The sequence below is a fragment of the Bacillus sp. JK106 genome, from assembly GCF_053663355.1.
On sequence record NZ_JBSJQC010000001.1, the window covers coordinates 556983 to 575071 of the forward strand.

General features: G+C 47.1%; 14 protein-coding genes. 9 read left to right on the forward strand and 5 right to left on the reverse strand.

Annotated elements, in window-relative coordinates; all coding sequences use genetic code 11:
- Positions 1-79 precede the first annotated feature (79 nt).
- From secA to ftsX, 6 genes are all read left to right on the forward strand, one after another.
- Positions 80-2605 carry a preprotein translocase subunit SecA gene (gene secA, locus ACWJJS_RS02900; protein WP_003151414.1) on the forward strand — a complete coding sequence of 842 codons (2526 nt, stop codon included), beginning with the start codon at positions 80-82 and terminating at the stop codon, positions 2603-2605.
- 74 nt (positions 2606-2679) lie between these two features.
- Positions 2680-3781 (forward strand): peptide chain release factor 2 gene (gene prfB / locus ACWJJS_RS02905; RefSeq protein WP_096034905.1). Its coding sequence is split into 2 segments (ribosomal slippage): positions 2680-2751 and positions 2753-3781, totalling 1101 coding nucleotides; the frame shifts between segments, so codons are not numbered across the junction.
- Positions 3782-3950: 169 nt separating this feature from the next.
- Positions 3951-4799, forward strand: coding sequence for a YitT family protein (locus ACWJJS_RS02910; RefSeq protein ID WP_058906389.1), 849 nt, complete (start codon positions 3951-3953; stop codon positions 4797-4799).
- A 35-nt stretch (positions 4800-4834) separates the two neighbouring features.
- A complete protein-coding gene (gene cccB, locus ACWJJS_RS02915) occupies positions 4835-5176 on the forward strand; it encodes a cytochrome c551 (RefSeq protein WP_003151417.1) in 342 nt (113 codons plus the stop codon).
- A 218-nt stretch (positions 5177-5394) separates the two neighbouring features.
- On the forward strand, positions 5395-6081 hold the full coding sequence (ftsE, locus tag ACWJJS_RS02920; protein WP_003151418.1) for a cell division ATP-binding protein FtsE: 687 nt from the start codon (positions 5395-5397) through the stop codon (positions 6079-6081).
- On the forward strand, positions 6074-6964 hold the full coding sequence (gene ftsX, locus ACWJJS_RS02925) for a permease-like cell division protein FtsX (RefSeq protein WP_013353766.1): 891 nt from the start codon (positions 6074-6076) through the stop codon (positions 6962-6964). The genes ftsE and ftsX overlap by 8 nt, the downstream gene beginning before the upstream one ends.
- A 46-nt stretch (positions 6965-7010) precedes the next feature.
- On the opposite strand, the gene ACWJJS_RS02930 is transcribed toward ftsX, so the two are convergent.
- On the reverse strand, positions 7011-8417 hold the full coding sequence (locus ACWJJS_RS02930; RefSeq protein WP_071392356.1) for a right-handed parallel beta-helix repeat-containing protein: 1407 nt from the start codon (positions 8415-8417) through the stop codon (positions 7011-7013).
- 206 nt (positions 8418-8623) lie between these two features.
- Between ACWJJS_RS02930 and ctpB the strand changes: the two genes are divergently transcribed.
- The 3 genes from ctpB to ACWJJS_RS02945 all read left to right on the forward strand — a co-directional run bounded on the left by ctpB (position 8624) and on the right by ACWJJS_RS02945 (position 11976).
- The gene (ctpB, locus tag ACWJJS_RS02935; protein ID WP_454023385.1) at positions 8624-9985 is read left to right on the forward strand and encodes a carboxy-terminal processing protease CtpB; all 1362 of its coding nucleotides are present in this window, start codon (positions 8624-8626) and stop codon (positions 9983-9985) included.
- Between the two features lie 372 nt (positions 9986-10357).
- On the forward strand, positions 10358-10711 hold the full coding sequence (gene swrA / locus ACWJJS_RS02940) for a swarming motility protein SwrAA (protein WP_014305920.1): 354 nt from the start codon (positions 10358-10360) through the stop codon (positions 10709-10711).
- A gap of 74 nt (positions 10712-10785) precedes the next feature.
- Positions 10786-11976 (forward strand): S1C family serine protease, encoded by a 1191-nt coding sequence (locus tag ACWJJS_RS02945; protein WP_094247456.1) that lies wholly within the window; start codon positions 10786-10788, stop codon positions 11974-11976.
- A gap of 42 nt (positions 11977-12018) precedes the next feature.
- Here ACWJJS_RS02945 and ACWJJS_RS02950 read toward each other — a convergent pair whose 3' ends face one another.
- The 4 genes from ACWJJS_RS02950 to ACWJJS_RS02965 all read right to left on the reverse strand — a co-directional run bounded on the left by ACWJJS_RS02950 (position 12019) and on the right by ACWJJS_RS02965 (position 17971).
- Positions 12019-13302 (reverse strand): BslA/BslB family hydrophobin, encoded by a 1284-nt coding sequence (locus tag ACWJJS_RS02950; protein ID WP_454023298.1) that lies wholly within the window; start codon positions 13300-13302, stop codon positions 12019-12021.
- Between the two features lie 162 nt (positions 13303-13464).
- Positions 13465-14802 (reverse strand): MFS transporter, encoded by a 1338-nt coding sequence (locus ACWJJS_RS02955; RefSeq protein ID WP_173612795.1) that lies wholly within the window; start codon positions 14800-14802, stop codon positions 13465-13467.
- Positions 14775-15398, reverse strand: a complete 624-nt coding sequence (locus ACWJJS_RS02960; RefSeq protein WP_201489087.1) for a TetR/AcrR family transcriptional regulator — start codon at positions 15396-15398, stop codon at positions 14775-14777. Before ACWJJS_RS02960 ends, ACWJJS_RS02955 begins: the two co-directional genes overlap by 28 nt.
- A 71-nt stretch (positions 15399-15469) precedes the next feature.
- Complete coding sequence (locus ACWJJS_RS02965; protein WP_454023299.1) at positions 15470-17971, reverse strand: PEP/pyruvate-binding domain-containing protein; 2502 nt, start codon at positions 17969-17971, stop codon at positions 15470-15472.
- Positions 17972-18089 lie beyond the last annotated feature (118 nt).

Here is an 18089-nt window from a genome sequence, read left to right on the forward strand (position 1 = left end):
TAATGAGAGGTATACATGGACAGAAAATTATCATTTATTCCATGCAAATTCTGCATGTGAACATAGAGGAGCGTTATAGATGCTTGGGATTTTAAATAAAATGTTTGATCCGACCAAACGTGCGCTGAACAAATACGAAAAAATAGCAAATGACATTGATGCCGTAAGAGGAGATTATGAAAATCTTTCTGACGAGGCGCTTAAAAATAAAACGGCAGAATTTAAAGAGCGGCTTGAAAAAGGAGAAACGACGGATGACCTTCTTGTCGAAGCGTTTGCCGTTGTTCGTGAAGCTTCCCGCCGCGTAACCGGCATGTTCCCGTTTAAAGTGCAGCTCATGGGGGGCATCGCCCTTCATGAGGGGAACATTTCCGAAATGAAAACAGGGGAAGGGAAAACGCTGACGTCTACGCTTCCCGTGTATTTAAATGCCTTGACGGGAAAAGGCGTTCACGTCGTAACGGTCAACGAATATCTGGCCAGCCGTGATGCCCAGCAAATGGGAGAAATCTTTGCGTTTCTCGGGCTTACAGTCGGCCTGAACCTGAATTCGATGTCAAAAGATGAAAAACGCGAAGCTTACGCAGCCGATATCACGTATTCAACGAACAATGAACTAGGCTTTGATTATTTGCGTGATAACATGGTGCTCTATAAAGAACAAATGGTGCAGCGCCCGCTTCATTTTGCCGTTATTGATGAAGTCGATTCAATTTTAGTCGATGAAGCGAGAACGCCATTGATTATTTCCGGACAAGCTCAGAAGTCCACAAAACTGTACGTGCAGGCAAATGCGTTTGTCCGCACGCTCAAGAAAGATCAGGATTATACGTATGACGTCAAAACGAAAGGCGTTCAGCTGACGGAAGAAGGAATGACGAAGGCTGAAAAAACGTTCGGCATCGACAACCTGTTTGATGTCAAAAACGTGGCCTTGAACCACCATATCAACCAGGCTTTAAAAGCCCATGCGGCGATGCAGAAAGACGTGGATTATGTTGTTGAGGACGGCCAGGTCGTCATCGTTGATTCCTTCACCGGCCGTCTGATGAAAGGACGCCGCTACAGCGAAGGTCTTCACCAGGCAATTGAGGCGAAAGAAGGCCTGGAGATTCAAAATGAAAGCATGACATTGGCGACGATTACGTTCCAAAACTATTTCCGTATGTACGAAAAGCTGGCCGGTATGACCGGTACCGCAAAAACGGAAGAGGAAGAATTCCGCAATATTTATAACATGCAGGTTGTATCCATCCCGACCAACCAGCCGGTCATCCGTGACGACCGTCCGGACTTGATCTACCGCTCAATGGAAGGGAAATTCAAGGCGGTGGCGGAGGATGTCGCCCAGCGCTACATGACCGGACAGCCGGTTCTTGTCGGTACGGTTGCCGTTGAAACGTCTGAATTGATTTCTAAACTTCTGAAAAACAAAGGGATTCCGCATCAGGTGCTGAATGCCAAAAACCATGAGCGTGAAGCTCAGATTATTGAAGAAGCGGGACAAAAAGGCGCTGTCACGATTGCAACCAACATGGCGGGACGCGGAACCGACATTAAACTCGGCGAAGGCGTAAAAGAGCTTGGCGGTCTTGCAGTCGTCGGTACGGAACGCCACGAATCCCGCCGGATTGACAATCAGCTCCGCGGACGTTCAGGACGTCAGGGAGACCCGGGCATCACACAATTTTATCTTTCAATGGAGGATGAATTGATGCGCCGTTTCGGAGCTGAACGGACGATGGCGATGCTTGACCGGTTCGGTATGGATGACTCCACGCCGATTCAGAGCAAAATGGTGTCACGCGCCGTGGAATCATCTCAAAAACGTGTCGAAGGAAACAACTTCGATTCACGTAAACAGCTTCTTCAATATGACGACGTGCTCCGTCAGCAGCGCGAAGTCATTTACAAGCAGCGTTTTGAAGTCATTGACTCTGAAAACCTGCGCGACATTGTGGAAGGCATGATCAAGTCTTCTCTGGAGCGTGCGATTGCCGCTTATACGCCGAAAGAGGAGCTTCCGGAAGAATGGAATCTTGACGGCCTCGTGGAGCTGGTGAATTCAACGTATCTTGATGAAGGCGCGCTTGAAAAGAGCGATATCTTCGGAAAAGAACCGGACGAAATGCATGAGATGATCATGGACCGCATCATGACGAAATATAATGAAAAAGAAGAGAATTTCGGTACAGAGCAGATGCGTGAATTTGAAAAAGTCATCGTATTGCGTGCCGTTGATTCAAAATGGATGGATCATATTGATGCGATGGATCAGCTGCGTCAAGGGATTCACCTTCGCGCTTATGCGCAGACAAATCCGCTGCGTGAATATCAAATGGAAGGTTTCGCAATGTTTGAGCACATGATTGAGTCCATTGAGGACGAAGTTGCGAAATTCGTCATGAAGGCCGAGATTGAAAGCAATTTGGAACGCGAAGAAGTTGTTCAGGGCCAAACGACGGCTCATCAGCCGCAGGACGGCGATGAGGCCAAACAAGCGAAAAAAGCGCCGGTCCGCAAAGTTGTGGATATCGGACGCAACGCGCCTTGCCATTGCGGAAGCGGAAAAAAATATAAAAATTGCTGCGGCCGGACAGAATAGTCTGGACTGTATGAAGCGAACATGACCGGGTCTGCGTCTTATGGCGCCCCGGATCTTTTAATGAGGTGAATGGAATGGAATTATCAGAAATCAGGGCAGAGCTCGAAAATATGGCTTCTCGTTTAGCGGACTTCAGGGGGTCTCTTTGACCTCGAATCAAAGGAAGCCCGCATTGCAGAATTAGATGAAAAGATGGCGGAACCGGAATTCTGGAATGACCAGCAGAAGGCCCAAACCGTCATCAACGAAGCGAACGGTCTGAAAGAATACGTGAACTCCTACCATCAGCTGAGCGAGTCTCACGAAGAGCTGCAAATGACACATGATCTTTTAAAAGAAGAACCTGACCAGGACCTTCAGCAAGAGCTTGAGAAAGAGCTGAAGTCATTAACGAAGGAATTGAATGAATTTGAGCTTCAGCTGCTGCTCAGTGAACCATATGACAAAAATAACGCGATTTTAGAACTTCACCCGGGCGCCGGCGGTACGGAATCTCAGGACTGGGGTTCCATGCTGCTCAGAATGTATACCCGCTGGGCGGAAAGACGCGGCTTCAAAGTTGAAACGCTTGATTATCTCCCGGGAGATGAAGCAGGAATTAAGTCTGTCACACTGCTTATTAAAGGCCACAATGCATACGGCTATTTAAAAGCGGAAAAAGGCGTACACCGTCTCGTGCGGATTTCTCCATTTGATTCATCAGGCCGCCGTCACACGTCATTCGTGTCATGTGAAGTCATGCCTGAATTCAATGAAGAAATCGACATTGATATTCGTACCGAAGATATTAAAGTTGATACGTACCGGGCGAGCGGTGCCGGCGGACAGCACGTCAATACGACTGATTCAGCCGTTCGGATCACCCACCTGCCGACAAATGTAGTCGTCACGTGCCAGACGGAACGCTCACAAATCAAAAACCGCGACCGGGCGATGAAAATGCTCAAAGCGAAGCTGTATCAGCGCAGAATTGAAGAACAGCAGGCGGAGCTTGACGAAATCCGCGGCGAACAGAAAGAAATCGGCTGGGGCAGCCAAATCCGCTCGTACGTCTTCCATCCGTACTCCATGGTGAAAGACCACCGTACCAATACGGAAATGGGGAACGTGCAGGCGGTTATGGACGGAGATATCGATATCTTCATTGACGCCTATTTACGTTCTAAACTGTCGTAATCCGGGAACACACCTGCCTTTGGCAAGGTGTGTTTTTTTATCCGTTCTCTTTTTCCATTTTTCACAACAGCGCTTTAGCAAATTAATACGGTATTTGGCTGTTATTTACTTCTAAGCCGGGAAGACTTAAAATGCTATCGAGAGAAAATCGGAGAACGGAGGATTTTGCATGGATGTGAATCACAATAAGCCGCTCCGTCTGATCAAAGATTACATATATATCATGATCGGCGCGGCGATTACAGGGGTCGTGTTTAACGTATTTTTGCTGCCGAACCGTATAGCAGCGGGGGGAGTAAGCGGGATCAGCACCATTTTAGAAACGTTTGGTTTTGAACCGGCTTATGTGCAGTGGATTATTAACATCCCTTTGTTTATCGCCGGAGTGATCATTCTCGGCGGGAAGTTCGGAATGAAGACACTGGTCGGTTCCATCGTTCTGCCGCTTGCCGTCTTTTTAACAAGAGATCTGCCTGCCGCGACGACCCATGAACTGCTGGCGGCGATTTTCGGAGGCGTCGGGATCGGAACTGGAATCGGCATCGTGTATCTCGGCAAAGGCTCCACGGGGGGAACGGCTCTGGCGGCGCAGATCATTCACAAATACACGGGGCTGTCGCTGGGAACGTGCCTTGCCATCATGGACGGATTAATTGTGCTGAGCGCGATGCTCGTTTTCGGAGTGGAGCAGGGACTGTATGCGATGCTCGGGGTATTTATTTCAAGCAAAACGATTGATGTCGTGCAGGTCGGGTTCAACCGCTCCAAAATGGCTTTAATCATTACGCAGCATGAAGAAGCAGTCAGATCAGCTGTGTTTAAAGAAATCGACAGGGGTGTGACGAAGATTTCCGCAGTCGGCGGGTATACGGAACATGACCGGCCGATCTTAATGTGTGTCGTCGGTCAGACCGAATTCACAAAACTGAAACAAATCGTCAAACAAATTGATGAGTCAGCCTTTGTCATTGTCGCAGACGCAAGCGAGGTGCTCGGCGAGGGTTTCAAACGCGCGTAAACGAGGTTATAATAGCGAAGGGGTGCATCTTACATATGAAATCAAAATGGGCGCTGCTGGCGCTGGTTCTGACCATGTCCGTCCTGCTGGCGGCATGCGGCGGATCCAATGAATCGAAAAAAGAAAGCTCTGACAGCTCAGGCGGATCAAAAGCATCTGCGTCAGCGGGTGAAGAACTTTATCAGCAAAGCTGTATCGGCTGTCACGGTAAAGACTTAGAAGGCGGCGGAGGTCCGAATTTACAGGAAGTCGGCGGGAAGTATGATGAAGCTAAAATTGAAAGCATCATTAAAAACGGACGCGGCAATATGCCGAGCCATCTTGTAAATGATGAGGAAGCCGCGAAGATCGCAAAATGGCTGTCACAGAAAAAATAACAGAAAAACCTTGCCTGTTATAGGGGCAAGGTTTTTTCTCGGTCTGGGAATGAAAAGAAACTGTAATAGTAATATGTCTAAATTTGACGTATAATGAAGTGTACTGAGGAAAAGGAACTTTCAGATTTTTCATCTGTTTCCTGACGAATCGGCCATAAACCGCTGTACGTTTGCGAACTCTATGGCTGCAAGACATAAATAAAAGATTAGGTGATTTCATGATAGAGATGAAAGAAGTATATAAATCCTATCCGAACGGTGTAAAAGCGATTAACGGGCTGTCAGTCATGATTCATCCCGGAGAATTTGTATATGTCGTAGGACCGAGCGGAGCCGGTAAATCTACTTTTATTAAAATGATTTACAGAGAAGAAAAACCGACAAAAGGGCAAATATTGATTAATCATAAAGATCTCGCGGCTGTGAAAGAAAAAGAGATTCCTTTCGTGCGGCGTAAAATAGGTGTTGTTTTCCAGGATTTCAAACTCCTTCCGAAATTGACGGTATTTGAAAACGTAGCGTTTGCGCTTGAGGTTATCGGAGAGCAGCAGTCAGTCATTAAAAAACGCGTGCTCGAAGTGCTCGATCTTGTGCAGCTGAAGCATAAAGCGCGGCAGTTTCCCGACCAGCTTTCCGGAGGAGAACAGCAGCGTGTTTCCATCGCAAGATCCATCGTCAACAATCCTGACGTCGTGATAGCTGACGAACCGACGGGCAACCTTGATCCGGTAACATCATGGGAAGTGATGAAGACACTGGAAGAGATTAATAACCGCGGAACGACCGTCGTGATGGCGACACACAATAAAGAAATAGTAAACACCATGAAGAAACGGGTCATCGCGATCGAAGACGGAATTATTGTGCGTGATGAGTCAAGAGGGGAGTATGGTTCTTATGATTAAAATTCTCGGGCGCCATTTGCGTGAGAGTTTTAAGTCTCTCGGAAGAAACACGTGGATGACATTTGCATCCATCAGTGCCGTTACCGTTACATTGATTTTGGTCGGCGTGTTTTTAGTCATTATGCTGAACTTAAACAACATGGCTAAAAATGCTGAAAAAGAAGTGGAAATTAAAGTATTAATCGATCTGACGTCAAATAAGAAAACGCAGGATACGCTGCAGAATGAGATTAAAGACATCTCGGGTATCCAAAGCGTAGAGTTTTCATCTAAAGATAAAGAGCTTGATCAATTGGTCAAAAGCTTCGGCGACAGCGGAAAGGCCATGAAAATGCAAGATCAGGAAAACCCGCTGAACAACGCGTTTATCGTCAAAACGACAGATCCGCATGATACGCCGAAAGTCGCGAAAAAAATTGAGAAGCTTGATCATGTGTATAAAGTGACATACGGGAAAGAAGAAGTCAGCCGTCTGTTTAAGATCGTCGGGGTGTCACGCAACATCGGGATTGCGTTAATCATCGGCCTTCTGTTCACGGCGATGTTCTTAATTTCGAATACGATTAAAATCACGATTTTCGCCAGAAGAAAAGAGATTGAAATCATGAAGCTTGTCGGCGCGACAAACTGGTTTATCCGCTGGCCGTTCTTCCTGGAAGGACTGCTGCTGGGGGTATTCGGTTCTGTCATACCGATCGCTCTCGTGCTGAGTACGTACCAGTCGATGGTCGCTTGGGTGGCCCCGAAAGTTCAGGGATCATTTGTTTCACTTCTGCCGTACAGTCCGTTTGTGTTCCAAGTATCACTTGTGCTCATTCTGATCGGCGCGGTGATCGGGGTATGGGGAAGTCTGACTTCCATCCGTAAATTCCTTCGTGTATAAATACAAAAGCCAGTCTGATATAGACTGGCTTTTTTTAATGGTCTCGTTACTGAATGACGGGCAGGGCCGGTGATCCGGGCTTTAATGTAAAGTCATAAGACGATTCGTCTCGGTACATCGGGTCCGCATAAATGGAATCCGAATCGTTTGCCGTTCCTTTTCGGTACGCTGTGAATGAATCATATTCTCTGTTCTTCCAATTCCAGATACCGTCTTTTCCCTCTTCTTTGTGATAGACGTTATGATTAACGGTATTTTCTTCGTTTTTCGTAAAATCATTTGCGATAAAAATCCGTGAATCGCTTGCCGTCATGATGTTTTTTTCGATCGTGTTCCCTTTTGTGCCGTACTGCAGGAGCAGCTGGCCGCCGTCAAGGTCCTTCGTGTCATTTCGGTACATGATGTTGTGAGCGATCACCGAATTGATGGTGCCGCCGCGTTTCGTGTCATAGCCTCCGATTGAAATACCGGTGTAAGCATTGCCGTACACCTTGTTATCCGTGATCCGGATATCTCGTGCGTATTTCCCTTTATGCTCAGAGGTGGCTTCAATCCCAAGGTCATTGTTGTAAACGGTGTTTTTCTTAATGTCCACATGTTCTGCGCCGTCAACGTAAATACCGCCCGCTGAATATTCATCTCCGTAAGCGGGATTTCCGTAAGAAGAGTTATGGCTCACCGTATTGTTTTCAATGATGCCGTTTCGCGCATAGTCGTTTTGCTTGGATGTTCCTTCGTATCCGATCACGTCAATCCCGATATTGTTATTGTCCCGGATGGTATTGCCGGCAATCTTAAATCCGTCAACATTTCCGTTCAGCACGACCGCTTCGCTTGCGCCGAGCGTCAGTTTTTCAACCGTATTATTTGTGATGCTGACATCCTTCATGGCGCCTGTGCCGTAAAATGCGATGCCGTGTGCGTTTCCTTCATCAGCCGTGGTTTTAATGTTCCGGATATGGTTGCCGTCAATGTTGATATGACTGCTTGATCCGGTGACGCAGATCCCCATGGCCGTCGCATCTTCTGATGATACGGAGAGATTCTCAAGCGTAATGCCGTGAATGGTAATGTACTGTTTATTGCGGATTTGAATTAACGGAGTTTCAGAATCGCTTTTTGGCGCAGATTTGCCGCTGATGGCGACATGCTCATTCTGATAGTTCCGAAATGTAATCGGCTTTTCGGCCGTGCCGCTGTGCTTTACTTCAAACGTTTCATCATATGTCCCTTCCCGAATCAATACGGTTGTTCCGGCCTCTGCCTTTTCAGCCGCATGTTTTAATGTGCGGAACGGCTTTTCTTTCGTTCCTTCATTTTGGTCGCTGCCTGCGGGAGAAACATACAAGGCGTCCGTCTGCGTTTTCTCATTGGCCTCTGTTTTTGGCCAGACAAAGGCGGTAATGCCTGCGGCCAGAACCGCCGCGGATAAAATCGATAATTTTATTTTCATATCGCATTCTCCTGTATATATAATGAATTACATACAAAATATTATACGTTACCCATATATATGAAACAATCTCGCATTTTCATTTTTTTGTTGCCGTTACATGAATTCTTTGCAATTTACACATACTATCTCCAGGTTTTCGTAAAAGGACTAAGAGGAGGTAAACGATGAAGCAGAAAATGATCGCAGTGATAGCGGCCCTAAGCATGATGTGCGGCGGAGCCCATATTGCCGGGGCGGCACAGCCGAATTCATCAGACGCAGAAAGAACCCGGGCAATGGAAAAAATCGAAAAAGCATATGAGCTGATCTCGAACGAATACGTGGAAAATGTAGATAAAGAAAAGCTTCTTGAAGGAGCGATTCAGGGGATGCTGTCTACATTAAACGACCCTTATTCCGTTTATATGGACAAGCAGACCGCTAAGCAGTTTTCCGATTCTCTTGATTCTTCTTTCGAAGGGATCGGCGCTGAAGTCGGTATGAAAGACAATAAAATCATTATCGTATCACCGTTTAAGCAATCTCCGGCGGAAAAAGCGGGCCTCAAGCCGAATGATGAAATCATCAGTATAAACGGCGTGTCAATGAACGGGAAAGATTTAAACGAAGCCGTGCTGAAAATCAGAGGAAAAAAAGGATCGAAGGTTTCTATTAAAATACAGCGTCCGGGTACTGAAAAACAGCTGTCATTCCGGATTAAAAGAGCGGAAATCCCGCTTGAAACCGTATTTGCTTCCCGCAAAGAATCAGGCGGTCATCATGTCGGCTACATCGGCATATCGACATTTTCCGAGCATACCGCCGAGGACTTCGCCGCGGCGCTGAAAAAGCTTGAAAAACAAGGGATTGACGGTCTCGTCCTTGATGTAAGGGGGAATCCCGGCGGCTACCTTCAAAGCGTCGAACAAATTTTAAAGCATTTCATCACAAAAGACATGCCGTATATCCAAATTGCGGAGCGTAACGGCGATAAAAAACAATATTTCTCAACCTTAAAACATAAGAAGCCGTATCCCATCAATATTATAACAGATAAAGGAAGCGCCTCCGCTTCAGAAATTCTTGCGGGCGCGTTAAAAGAAGCGGGACATTATGACGTTGTCGGCGACACTTCTTTCGGTAAAGGAACGGTTCAGCAGGCCGTGCCTATGGGAGACGGGAGCAACATTAAATTGACGCTTTACAAATGGCTGACACCGAAAGGCAATTGGATTCACAAAAAAGGCATTGCTCCGACAATCGCCGTGAGCCAGCCGGATTATTTTGCGGCGGGACCGCTTCAGCTGAAACAGCCGCTTCAGCCTGATATGAACAGCGCGGATGTCAAACACGCCCAAATCCTGCTGAAAGGCCTAGGCTTCGACCCGGGCAGAGCGGACGGCTATTTCAGCAAACCAATGAAAAAAGCCGTTCTGGCGTTTCAAGACCGGTACAAGCTTGATAAAACAGCAGTCATTGATAAAAAGACAGCGGAAAAAATGAATCAGCTGATGAATGAGAAGAAATCTGACGAAAAAAATGATTTGCAGCTGCAAATGGCGTTAAAATCATTATTTGTAAAATAAATGAAAAGGAGGCGTTTTTTGCGTCTCCTGTTTCTTTTGTCATTTGTAAAAAATGAACCAAAAGGCATATAATTATGACGGTTTTGACAAGATATTAAAAAAATTTTCACATTTAAACATTTATAAAGGACAAACATTACCCGATATTTATAGAGAAGAGAGACTTTATGCCGAGTTAATATGTATTCAAAATGAAACTTTTGAAAGTTGCCTCAGTCAGTTTTAGTTCTTACAATAAAAGAAGGTTCTAATAGAGAACAGTTTTAGTTTGGCAGCTGCATTTCAGTATCGAAAGCAGAAGTGTTTGCGGCGCTTCAGCACGGCAGCTGTAATCACCCGTGCTTATCTGGATAAAAAAATGGGGGTTCACAATTGAAGAGGGCAAGTATTGTGCGTGAAAAAAAATATTATGAATTAGTGGAACAACTAAAAGACAGAACAAAAGACGTCACATTTTCATCAACAAAAGCACTAAGTCTTCTTATGCTGTTCAGCAGATACCTGGTCAATTACACAAATGTTGAATGCGTTCACGAAATCAATGAAGAGTGTGCGAAGCATTATTTCACTTACTTAATGAAAAACCATAAACGTTTAGGAATCAATCTGACGGATATTAAGCGGTCCATGCTTCTGATCAGCGGCGTGATCGAGGTGGAGGTTGACCACTATCTGAAAGATTTCTCTCTCTCAAATGTAACGCTGTGGATGACGGAAGAGAGATAGACGTTTGAGATATTCAAGCCAATGATTATTTGGTAGAATAGAATTAAAATGTTTGGCTTGAGGCGGTGAAAGCAGTGTCTGTTCAATGGGGAATTGAACTTCTGAAAAGTATCGGTCTGTTTTTTTTGCACCCGATGTTCTGGTTTTTTATCATCATAAGTCTCGCATGCGGATATTTGCGGATCAAACGTGAACGCCATACGTTTCATACAAAAATCGCGGATATGTATGACGAGCTTATCTTTACATACATAAAAGGACTTATACCGGGTATTCTTCTCTCCATATTATTTTTTGGACTGGGAATTTCGATTCCATTCGGTCTTCTCGGCATAATCGCGGCCGTGACGGCTTTGGCTTCGCTGACGTTCCGTATGAATTGGCTGTCCTCAGCTTATATTGTCAGCGCCGGCATGTTCATTGCGTTTATCCTTCAGTATACCCACACAGTGCCGTTTGCGGATCGGTTTCCGCAGGCATTCGGTGTGAATTGGGCGTCGGCGGCCGTGTTTATGGGCCTTTTGATTATCACGGAGGGAGCGGCTGCCTGCCGTTCAGCGCATCTGAAAACATCTCCGGCGCTTGTCGTCAGCAGCAGAGGCCTGCCCATCGGCCGACAATTGGCGAATCGCGCATGGCTGCTTCCGCTTTTCTTTTTGGTGCCGGGCAGCGGGCTTGAGTCACACCTTTCTTGGTGGCCTGTCTTTACCGTGCCGGGCGGCTCTTTCCATTTGATCTGGATTCCTTATATCGCCGGCTTCGGACAGCGTGTGCAGGGGTCACTTCCGGAAGTCAGCATAAGGATAACGGCGAAACGTGTCATGATTCTCGGGGTTATCGTGACCGCATTCGGGGCAGCTGCCCTTTGGTGGACTCCGCTTGCCGGAGCTGCCGCTTGTATTGCGGTGCTCGGACGCCTGTTTTTATCATTGAGACAGCGGCTGAACGATAACGCGGCTCCGTTTTATTTCTCTAAGCGGGATCAGGGCTTAATGGTGCTCGGCATCATTCCGAATACACCCGCGGACGATCTTGAGCTGAAGATCGGTGAGATTATTACGAAAGTAAACGGCATCCCCGTGAAGCATGTATCGGATTTTTATGAAGCACTTCAAAAAAACCGCGCATTTGTAAAAATGGAGATCATCGGCCTGAACGGTGAGATCCGGTTTGATCAGCGCGCGTCCTATGAAGGCGAACATCATGAATTAGGTATTTTATTCGTGCAGGATGAACACGAGCACGAAGAAATGACAGCATTATAAAAAAGCCCGGTGCCGCTAACAACACGGCGGCCGGGCTTTTTTTTACGGCCGGATTACGATGTCAGCCGGATACAATACTGAGGTAATGGTGCCGACGACGGTATCGGATGCCGTGTCGATGATGGAAATCAGATTGCTGAAAAAATTCGTGACGAAGATACGTGTTCCGTCAGCTGCCGGTTTGGCGCTGAACGGATACAGACCGACCGGAATAACCGCGGTGATCGTGTTTGCAGCTGTATCCAGCACAGATACGGTGCTGCTGCTCGAATTTAAAATATACACTTTCGCCCCGTCAGGCGTTACCGTGACACCGAGCGGATTCAGCTCCGAATTGACGGTATCAATGATCGTGTTTGTGCCGGTATCAATGATGGCGAGATTGTTGCTGTTAAGGTTTGTCATATAAGCCTTGCTTCCGTCTGGCGAAAAGACGGCATCTGAAGGGGAGCTGTACGGCATAATAATGGTTGCCGCCACTGTATTGTCTGACGTGCGGATGATTGAAACGGTGTTTGTATTGGTATTCAGCACATAGACAAGCTGTCCGTTCGGCGATACGGCGATGCCTGTCGGCAGAAGGCCGACGGGGATGACTGAGGTGACGGTATTGGTTTGTGTGCTGATCACATATACATTGCTGCTTTGCTGGTTGGTGACGTATATAAAGTTTCCGTTTGGCGAAGCGGCGATTTTATAAGGAGACGCGCCTGCCGGGATTCTCCCGACCTCGCTATTTGTCTCGGTTGAGAGAACGGATACGCTGTTTTCTCCCGAATTACAGACGTACAGAAATCTGCCGTCAGGCGTTATCGTGATGCCTAGCGGTGCTGCTCCCACCGGAATGACACTTGAAACCGTGCCGGTCATTTTATTGATGACGCCGACATGGTTGCTTAAATAGTTGGTCACATACGCAAAAGCTGCCGGGTTCACAGTAAGATCCGCGGAAGCCGGCAGAAGCGAACCGATGATCAGCACCGTATTCTCTGCAGAAAAGGTATACGTGCCTGGCGCCGGGAGTGTTTTGTTTTTCAGCACAAGCGTGAACTGGGCAAGTCCGAGAAGATCAAGCGTCAATGGCAAAGTGACTTTTCTGCCGCCTTCTGATAGTTGTGAAGAAGTTAAGTTATTGTTGTTGAGGATGTCATTCGTTGTCGCGGTAAACCCTTCAGGCAGACGGAATACGACTCCGCCTAACGAAAGCACGGAATTCGGCGAATAGGTAAGAACGAGATCTGACGCTGTTCCTTCTATGCTGTTTTGAACGGCCGTGATCGTAAGAGACGGTGCCAGCGGGCGAATTTGATCTGGATTCTCAGCCATTTACATTCCCCTTTTCTCTTTTAAATAAAAAGAATCTCATAGAGCAAAACCGCATTGCGATACTCTATGCATCGGGGGAGTGCGGTGACACTTTGAGAGAGAAAATGAAGAAGGAAAACTAGAAAAGGTTCCGGAAAGCAGATGCTTACGGAACCTTTTTCGTTATGCCGAATGGCTTTTTTTCGTCTGAACGGTTTCCCCGGACTTAATTCCAAGCGATACGAACAAGCCGATCACAGAAACTCCGATCAATATGATAAACAGAATATGAAACCCGGAGATTAAACCGATCAGTGCTGAAGAAATAATGCTTCCGAAATAACGGAAGGTGGAGAAAATCCCGGATGCGATGCCGGACATGCCCGGTTCTACCGTCGCAAGAGAAGATACCTGCATGCTCGTCAGCCCCGCACCTGACGCGATGCCTCCTACAATAAGCGATGCCATAAGAAACGGAACGGAATGGGAATAAACCAAAAGCAAAAATAAGAGATTGGCTACAGCCATCAGCCCGAAGGACAGAAAAATCATTCTTCGCGCGCCCCATTTCTGATGCAGCTGAGCTCCGCCCCAGTTGCTGGCGGACATGAAAACAGAAAAGACTGACAGCGCCATGCCGCTGTGCGACGTGTTCATGCTGAAGTGGCCAGTCATAAAGAGCGGCATAATCAATAAAACGGCGTACATCATTAAATTGCTTAACAGAACCGACAGATTGGCGCTCGTAAAGGTCGTGTTTTTAAATAGATCAAAATCAATAATCGGATGTTTCGTGCGAAGCTCCCGTCTGAAAAATAGCGGAACCAATACGAGAATGAGCAGCGCGTACACCCAATAGCCCAAAGAGCTTTCATTTTTCGTCAGAAGAATAATAGATACAATGCTTCCGGCAAGCAAAACGGAACCGATGATATCAAGCGGTGCGTCGGACGTTTCTTCTTTATATTTAGGAAACATCACTAATGCCGTCACGAGTGCGATTGCAAGAAACGGAATGTTGACCCAAAAGATCGAATGCCAGCTGAAGCTCTCAATTAAAAGAGAGCCGATAAACGGACCGAGAGCCGCGCCCAGCCCGGCACCGAGGCCGAAAAAGCCGAATACTTTCGGAAGCCGTTTTTCAGACACGACATGGCGGATGATGGCGATGCTGTTTGGCGTAAGCAAAGCGCCGCCGGCAGCCTGAAGCGCCCGGAAGAAAATCAATAAGAAAAGACTTGGCGAGAGGGCGCACCCCAATGATGCGATGAGAAAAAGGCCGACGCCCCATAAATACATTTTTTTGTTTCCGTACATATCACCGAGTTTGCCGGCGATGGGCTGTGTCACGGCCATCACGATTAAATACACGGTCACTACCCATGTGATGCTGGCAATTGATTCGCTGAATGAGCGGGAAATGGACGAAAGGGCGACTGCGATCATCGTAGAATTGATGGGAACGAGTATGGCTCCCAGCAAAAGCGAAACGATCAGCGCCCATTCTTTCTTTGAACCCATCCTTCATCCTCCTTGGAGCCGGAAAGTGACCGGCCGGTAATGCCTTTCATGAAAATCTCAGTGCTGTGTTTCAGCATCGTTTCCTCAGAGAGAGTAATGACTCTTTTCCCCAGCTGCAGCCGGTGTATAAAATAACCGAAAATCATCGTCATAAAGACGTCTGCATTAGCTTCTTCGCTGCCGGGGCTTATCATATTTTTCTTTGTCAGCTCCTTAAAGTACACGATTAAATGCTTTTTCACGGATTGCGGATATACGACAATATCCTGCAGGACGTCTTCGAATAGTTCCGGTTCGCGCAGGCAGATGCGGAACACTTCTTTTTTTTGTTCCAATTGCTGCAGAAGGGTCGTGGCGAAATGAAGAAGATCCTCATACAGATCGCCTTCCGCCTTGGTGATCATGCTTTCCGGAACCGGCGTCTGCTGTTCAATCATGGCTTTCATTAATCCTTGCTTGTTTTTAAAATTACGGAAAATCGTTGCTTCGCTTACTTTTGCTTTTTCTGCGATTTCCTTTGTTGTCGCTGCGCGGTATCCTTTTTGGATGATCAGATTCATCGCGGCGTCAATAATTCTCTTGTTCGTCGTTCTCAACATGTTTCACCTCGCGTAAATACTGGCAGGACAAGTATACACCCGCCCTGCCCGCCAATAAAGAGGGAAACCTAGCATGAAGCGCGTTTGACAATCGTAATCTTGCCGTTTGTCCCGTCTACCGTGACGATATCTCCGTCGTTGAGCCTGTCAGTCGCGGCACGTGTGCCGAGAACGGCCGGGAGCCCGTATTCTCTCGCGATGATCGCCGCATGTGACAGGATGCCGCCCGTGTCCGTAATGACGGCCTTTGCATCCTGGAACAGACTGGTCCACAGCGGTGTCGTCATTTTGCAGACAAGCACGTCTCCTGTTGAAAAACGGGAAAATTCACTTGCGTCACGAATGACTTTCACCGGTCCGCTTGCGATTCCGCTTGACGCTGCAAGTCCGTAAATTTGATGTTCAGTGTTTTTTTCATCTTCTGTGATGGAGCCGGTAATCTGTTCAGCCGTTTTCAGCTGTTCCGAAGTCGGAGTCCCGAGATAAGCGGGGGCTTCAAGCAATTGATATTGCTGGAAGAGCTGTTTTCGTTCAGCGGCTTTTTCCTGCATCGGAACCGGCGACGCCAGCGCTTTCTCGACTTCATCGCTGTATAAGTACCACATATCCTCCCGATCATCGATTACGCCTTGTTTTTGAAGCAGCTCGCCGATTTTCAGAAGGCAAAGGCGCGCTTTGGCGTCCAGCATCGCATCAATATAAAAATGGTGATCATCTTTGATGACGGATGAAGACAATGTCCACTGATAATAGCGGTCAAACGTCTCCCGGAAGCCGTCATCTTCAATTCTATCCATAAAGTCGGCGTAGAGCTGTTTTCGTTTTTCTATCGTTTTATGAAACTCACTGTCAAAATCGTATCCGTTCCGGACATAGTTCTGAATGTTGGCCAAAGCGAAATAAGGGTTTTCCGCCCAAGTTTGTTCAATGAGATCATGACTTTTCACGGATCTCCAGCCGTATTCCTGCAAAAATTCGCCGACTTGTTCGAGAAAGCGTTTTCCCTCATTTGATTGCAGAAGCGTCTGATGCAGCTCATCGGCATGAGAAACCGTAAAGACGCGCCGCAGTTCAGGGCTGTCTTTTACTTGTCCGGAAAGCAGCCAGAGCTGTCTGTCGGTCTCCAATGACTTATTCATGACGCCGGCCAGCATTTCATACAGAAGGGAGGTGTTTTCTTTCTCAACCTGTCCGTACATAGATTCCAGTATCATGTTTAACGCAACCTGCGGTAAGACAATATTGAAATGTTCTTCGTATCCTTTTAAATAGAAGTCTTGCAGGTTTCGGAACGCATCAAGGGCAGTCTCCGGCGTATGGTCTGTATGCGCCAGTTCGTCCAGCTTTTGATAAAAAGGCAGAAAGGTTTCCTGAATAATATCATACATGCGGTCAGCCAAGACGGGGAAAAGCGCTTCTAACTGTTCTGCGGGCAGCTTGTCGTCCGTCTTATGCTGTCTGGAAAAAACATGGCCCTGATGAAGTTTGACACGCTCAATCTCGATGCCCATCACAGGGAAGGCCTTCGTGCTCTCTTTGAGGCCGTATTCCAAAGCCGGCACAATGAGTGAAGCGAATAACGGGCTGACGGGACCTTCTATATTGGCCTCCATATTGAGCCAAAAATCTTTCTGATCCCGGGGCGTCATGATAAATTCCCGTTCTTCGTCTGCCGCTTTCTGATCCTGCGCGATCGTTGTAATCGGTCTGGCCTGAAGCAGATACAGCTTATTTTCGGCAAATCCGAATTCGAGATCCACGGGATAACCGTACAGTTCTTCCGTCTTTATCGTCAGCATGGCAAGCTCTTTGACGCTCTCGTCATCAAGGCAGAAGCGGCTTCTCATGTCAGCGGACGTCTCTTTTTCCGTCACGCCTTCGTCTTTAGAGACGATATACATTTCTTTTAAGCCGATTTCTTTTTCAATCTGAAATGTGTCTTTATTGACGATAAATGTGTCGGGCGTCACGCTGCCGGAGACGATTGCTTCTCCGAGGCCGTAGCTCGCGCTGATCATCAGTTCTCCGTCATCGTGTGTGACGGGGTTGCGGCTGAAAATGACCCCTGAAACCTCGGAATTGATCAGACCTTGCACGACAACGCCCATTAACGGTTCTGCGGTGTCATTGTTCATTTTCTCTTTATAACCGCTGACCCGCGCCGAGAAGAAGGAAGCCCAGCACTCTTTCACTTTTCCGAGAAACTCTTCTTCTGTTTTGATATTTAAATAGGTTTCGTACTGGCCCGCGAAAGAAGCGCCTTCAAGATCTTCGGACGCGGAGGAGGAACGTACGGCGACAGAGGCGTATGATTCTCTCAATTCATAAAACGACGCGGTCAGTTCCTCCCGAAGCTCTTTTGAAAACGTGCCGTTCATAATGGCGCGCTCCATCTGTTCCTGATCTGCTTGAAGCCCGTTGTCTTCCATAAAACGTGTCAGGGCATTCGTCTGAATGATAAAACCGCCGGGAACGGGCAGCCCGTTTTTCGTCAGTTTAATCAGGTTCATTCCTTTTGCTCCTGCAGAGCGGCTCGATTCTTCCGCTTTTTGAAATCGCACTGAATACATGCGGTATGACCCCCTTTTTTTCTTCATCCAAGAAAATGATAGTAAACACTATCATTACATTGTAAAGAGGGAGGAAGAAACTGTCAAAGATACAAAGACCTAAACCTTCTCATCCTTT

Bases quoted from the DNA above. Each gene is read 5' to 3' on its own strand.
- ACWJJS_RS02965 (WP_454023299.1), bottom strand. From the start codon at position 17,971: ATGTATTCAGTGCGATTTCAAAAAGCGGAAGAATCGAGCCGCTCTGCA.
- ACWJJS_RS02930 (WP_071392356.1), bottom strand. From the start codon at position 8,417: ATGAAAATAAAATTATCGATTTTATCCGCGGCGGTTCTGGCCGCAGGC.
- ACWJJS_RS02955 (WP_173612795.1), bottom strand. From the start codon at position 14,802: ATGGGTTCAAAGAAAGAATGGGCGCTGATCGTTTCGCTTTTGCTGGGA.
- ftsE (WP_003151418.1), top strand. From the start codon at position 5,395: ATGATAGAGATGAAAGAAGTATATAAATCCTATCCGAACGGTGTAAAA.
- ftsX (WP_013353766.1), top strand. From the start codon at position 6,074: ATGATTAAAATTCTCGGGCGCCATTTGCGTGAGAGTTTTAAGTCTCTC.
- cccB (WP_003151417.1), top strand. From the start codon at position 4,835: ATGAAATCAAAATGGGCGCTGCTGGCGCTGGTTCTGACCATGTCCGTC.
- ctpB (WP_454023385.1), top strand. From the start codon at position 8,624: ATGATGTGCGGCGGAGCCCATATTGCCGGGGCGGCACAGCCGAATTCA.
- secA (WP_003151414.1), top strand. From the start codon at position 80: ATGCTTGGGATTTTAAATAAAATGTTTGATCCGACCAAACGTGCGCTG.
- ACWJJS_RS02910 (WP_058906389.1), top strand. From the start codon at position 3,951: ATGGATGTGAATCACAATAAGCCGCTCCGTCTGATCAAAGATTACATA.
- ACWJJS_RS02950 (WP_454023298.1), bottom strand. From the start codon at position 13,302: ATGGCTGAGAATCCAGATCAAATTCGCCCGCTGGCACCGTCTCTTACG.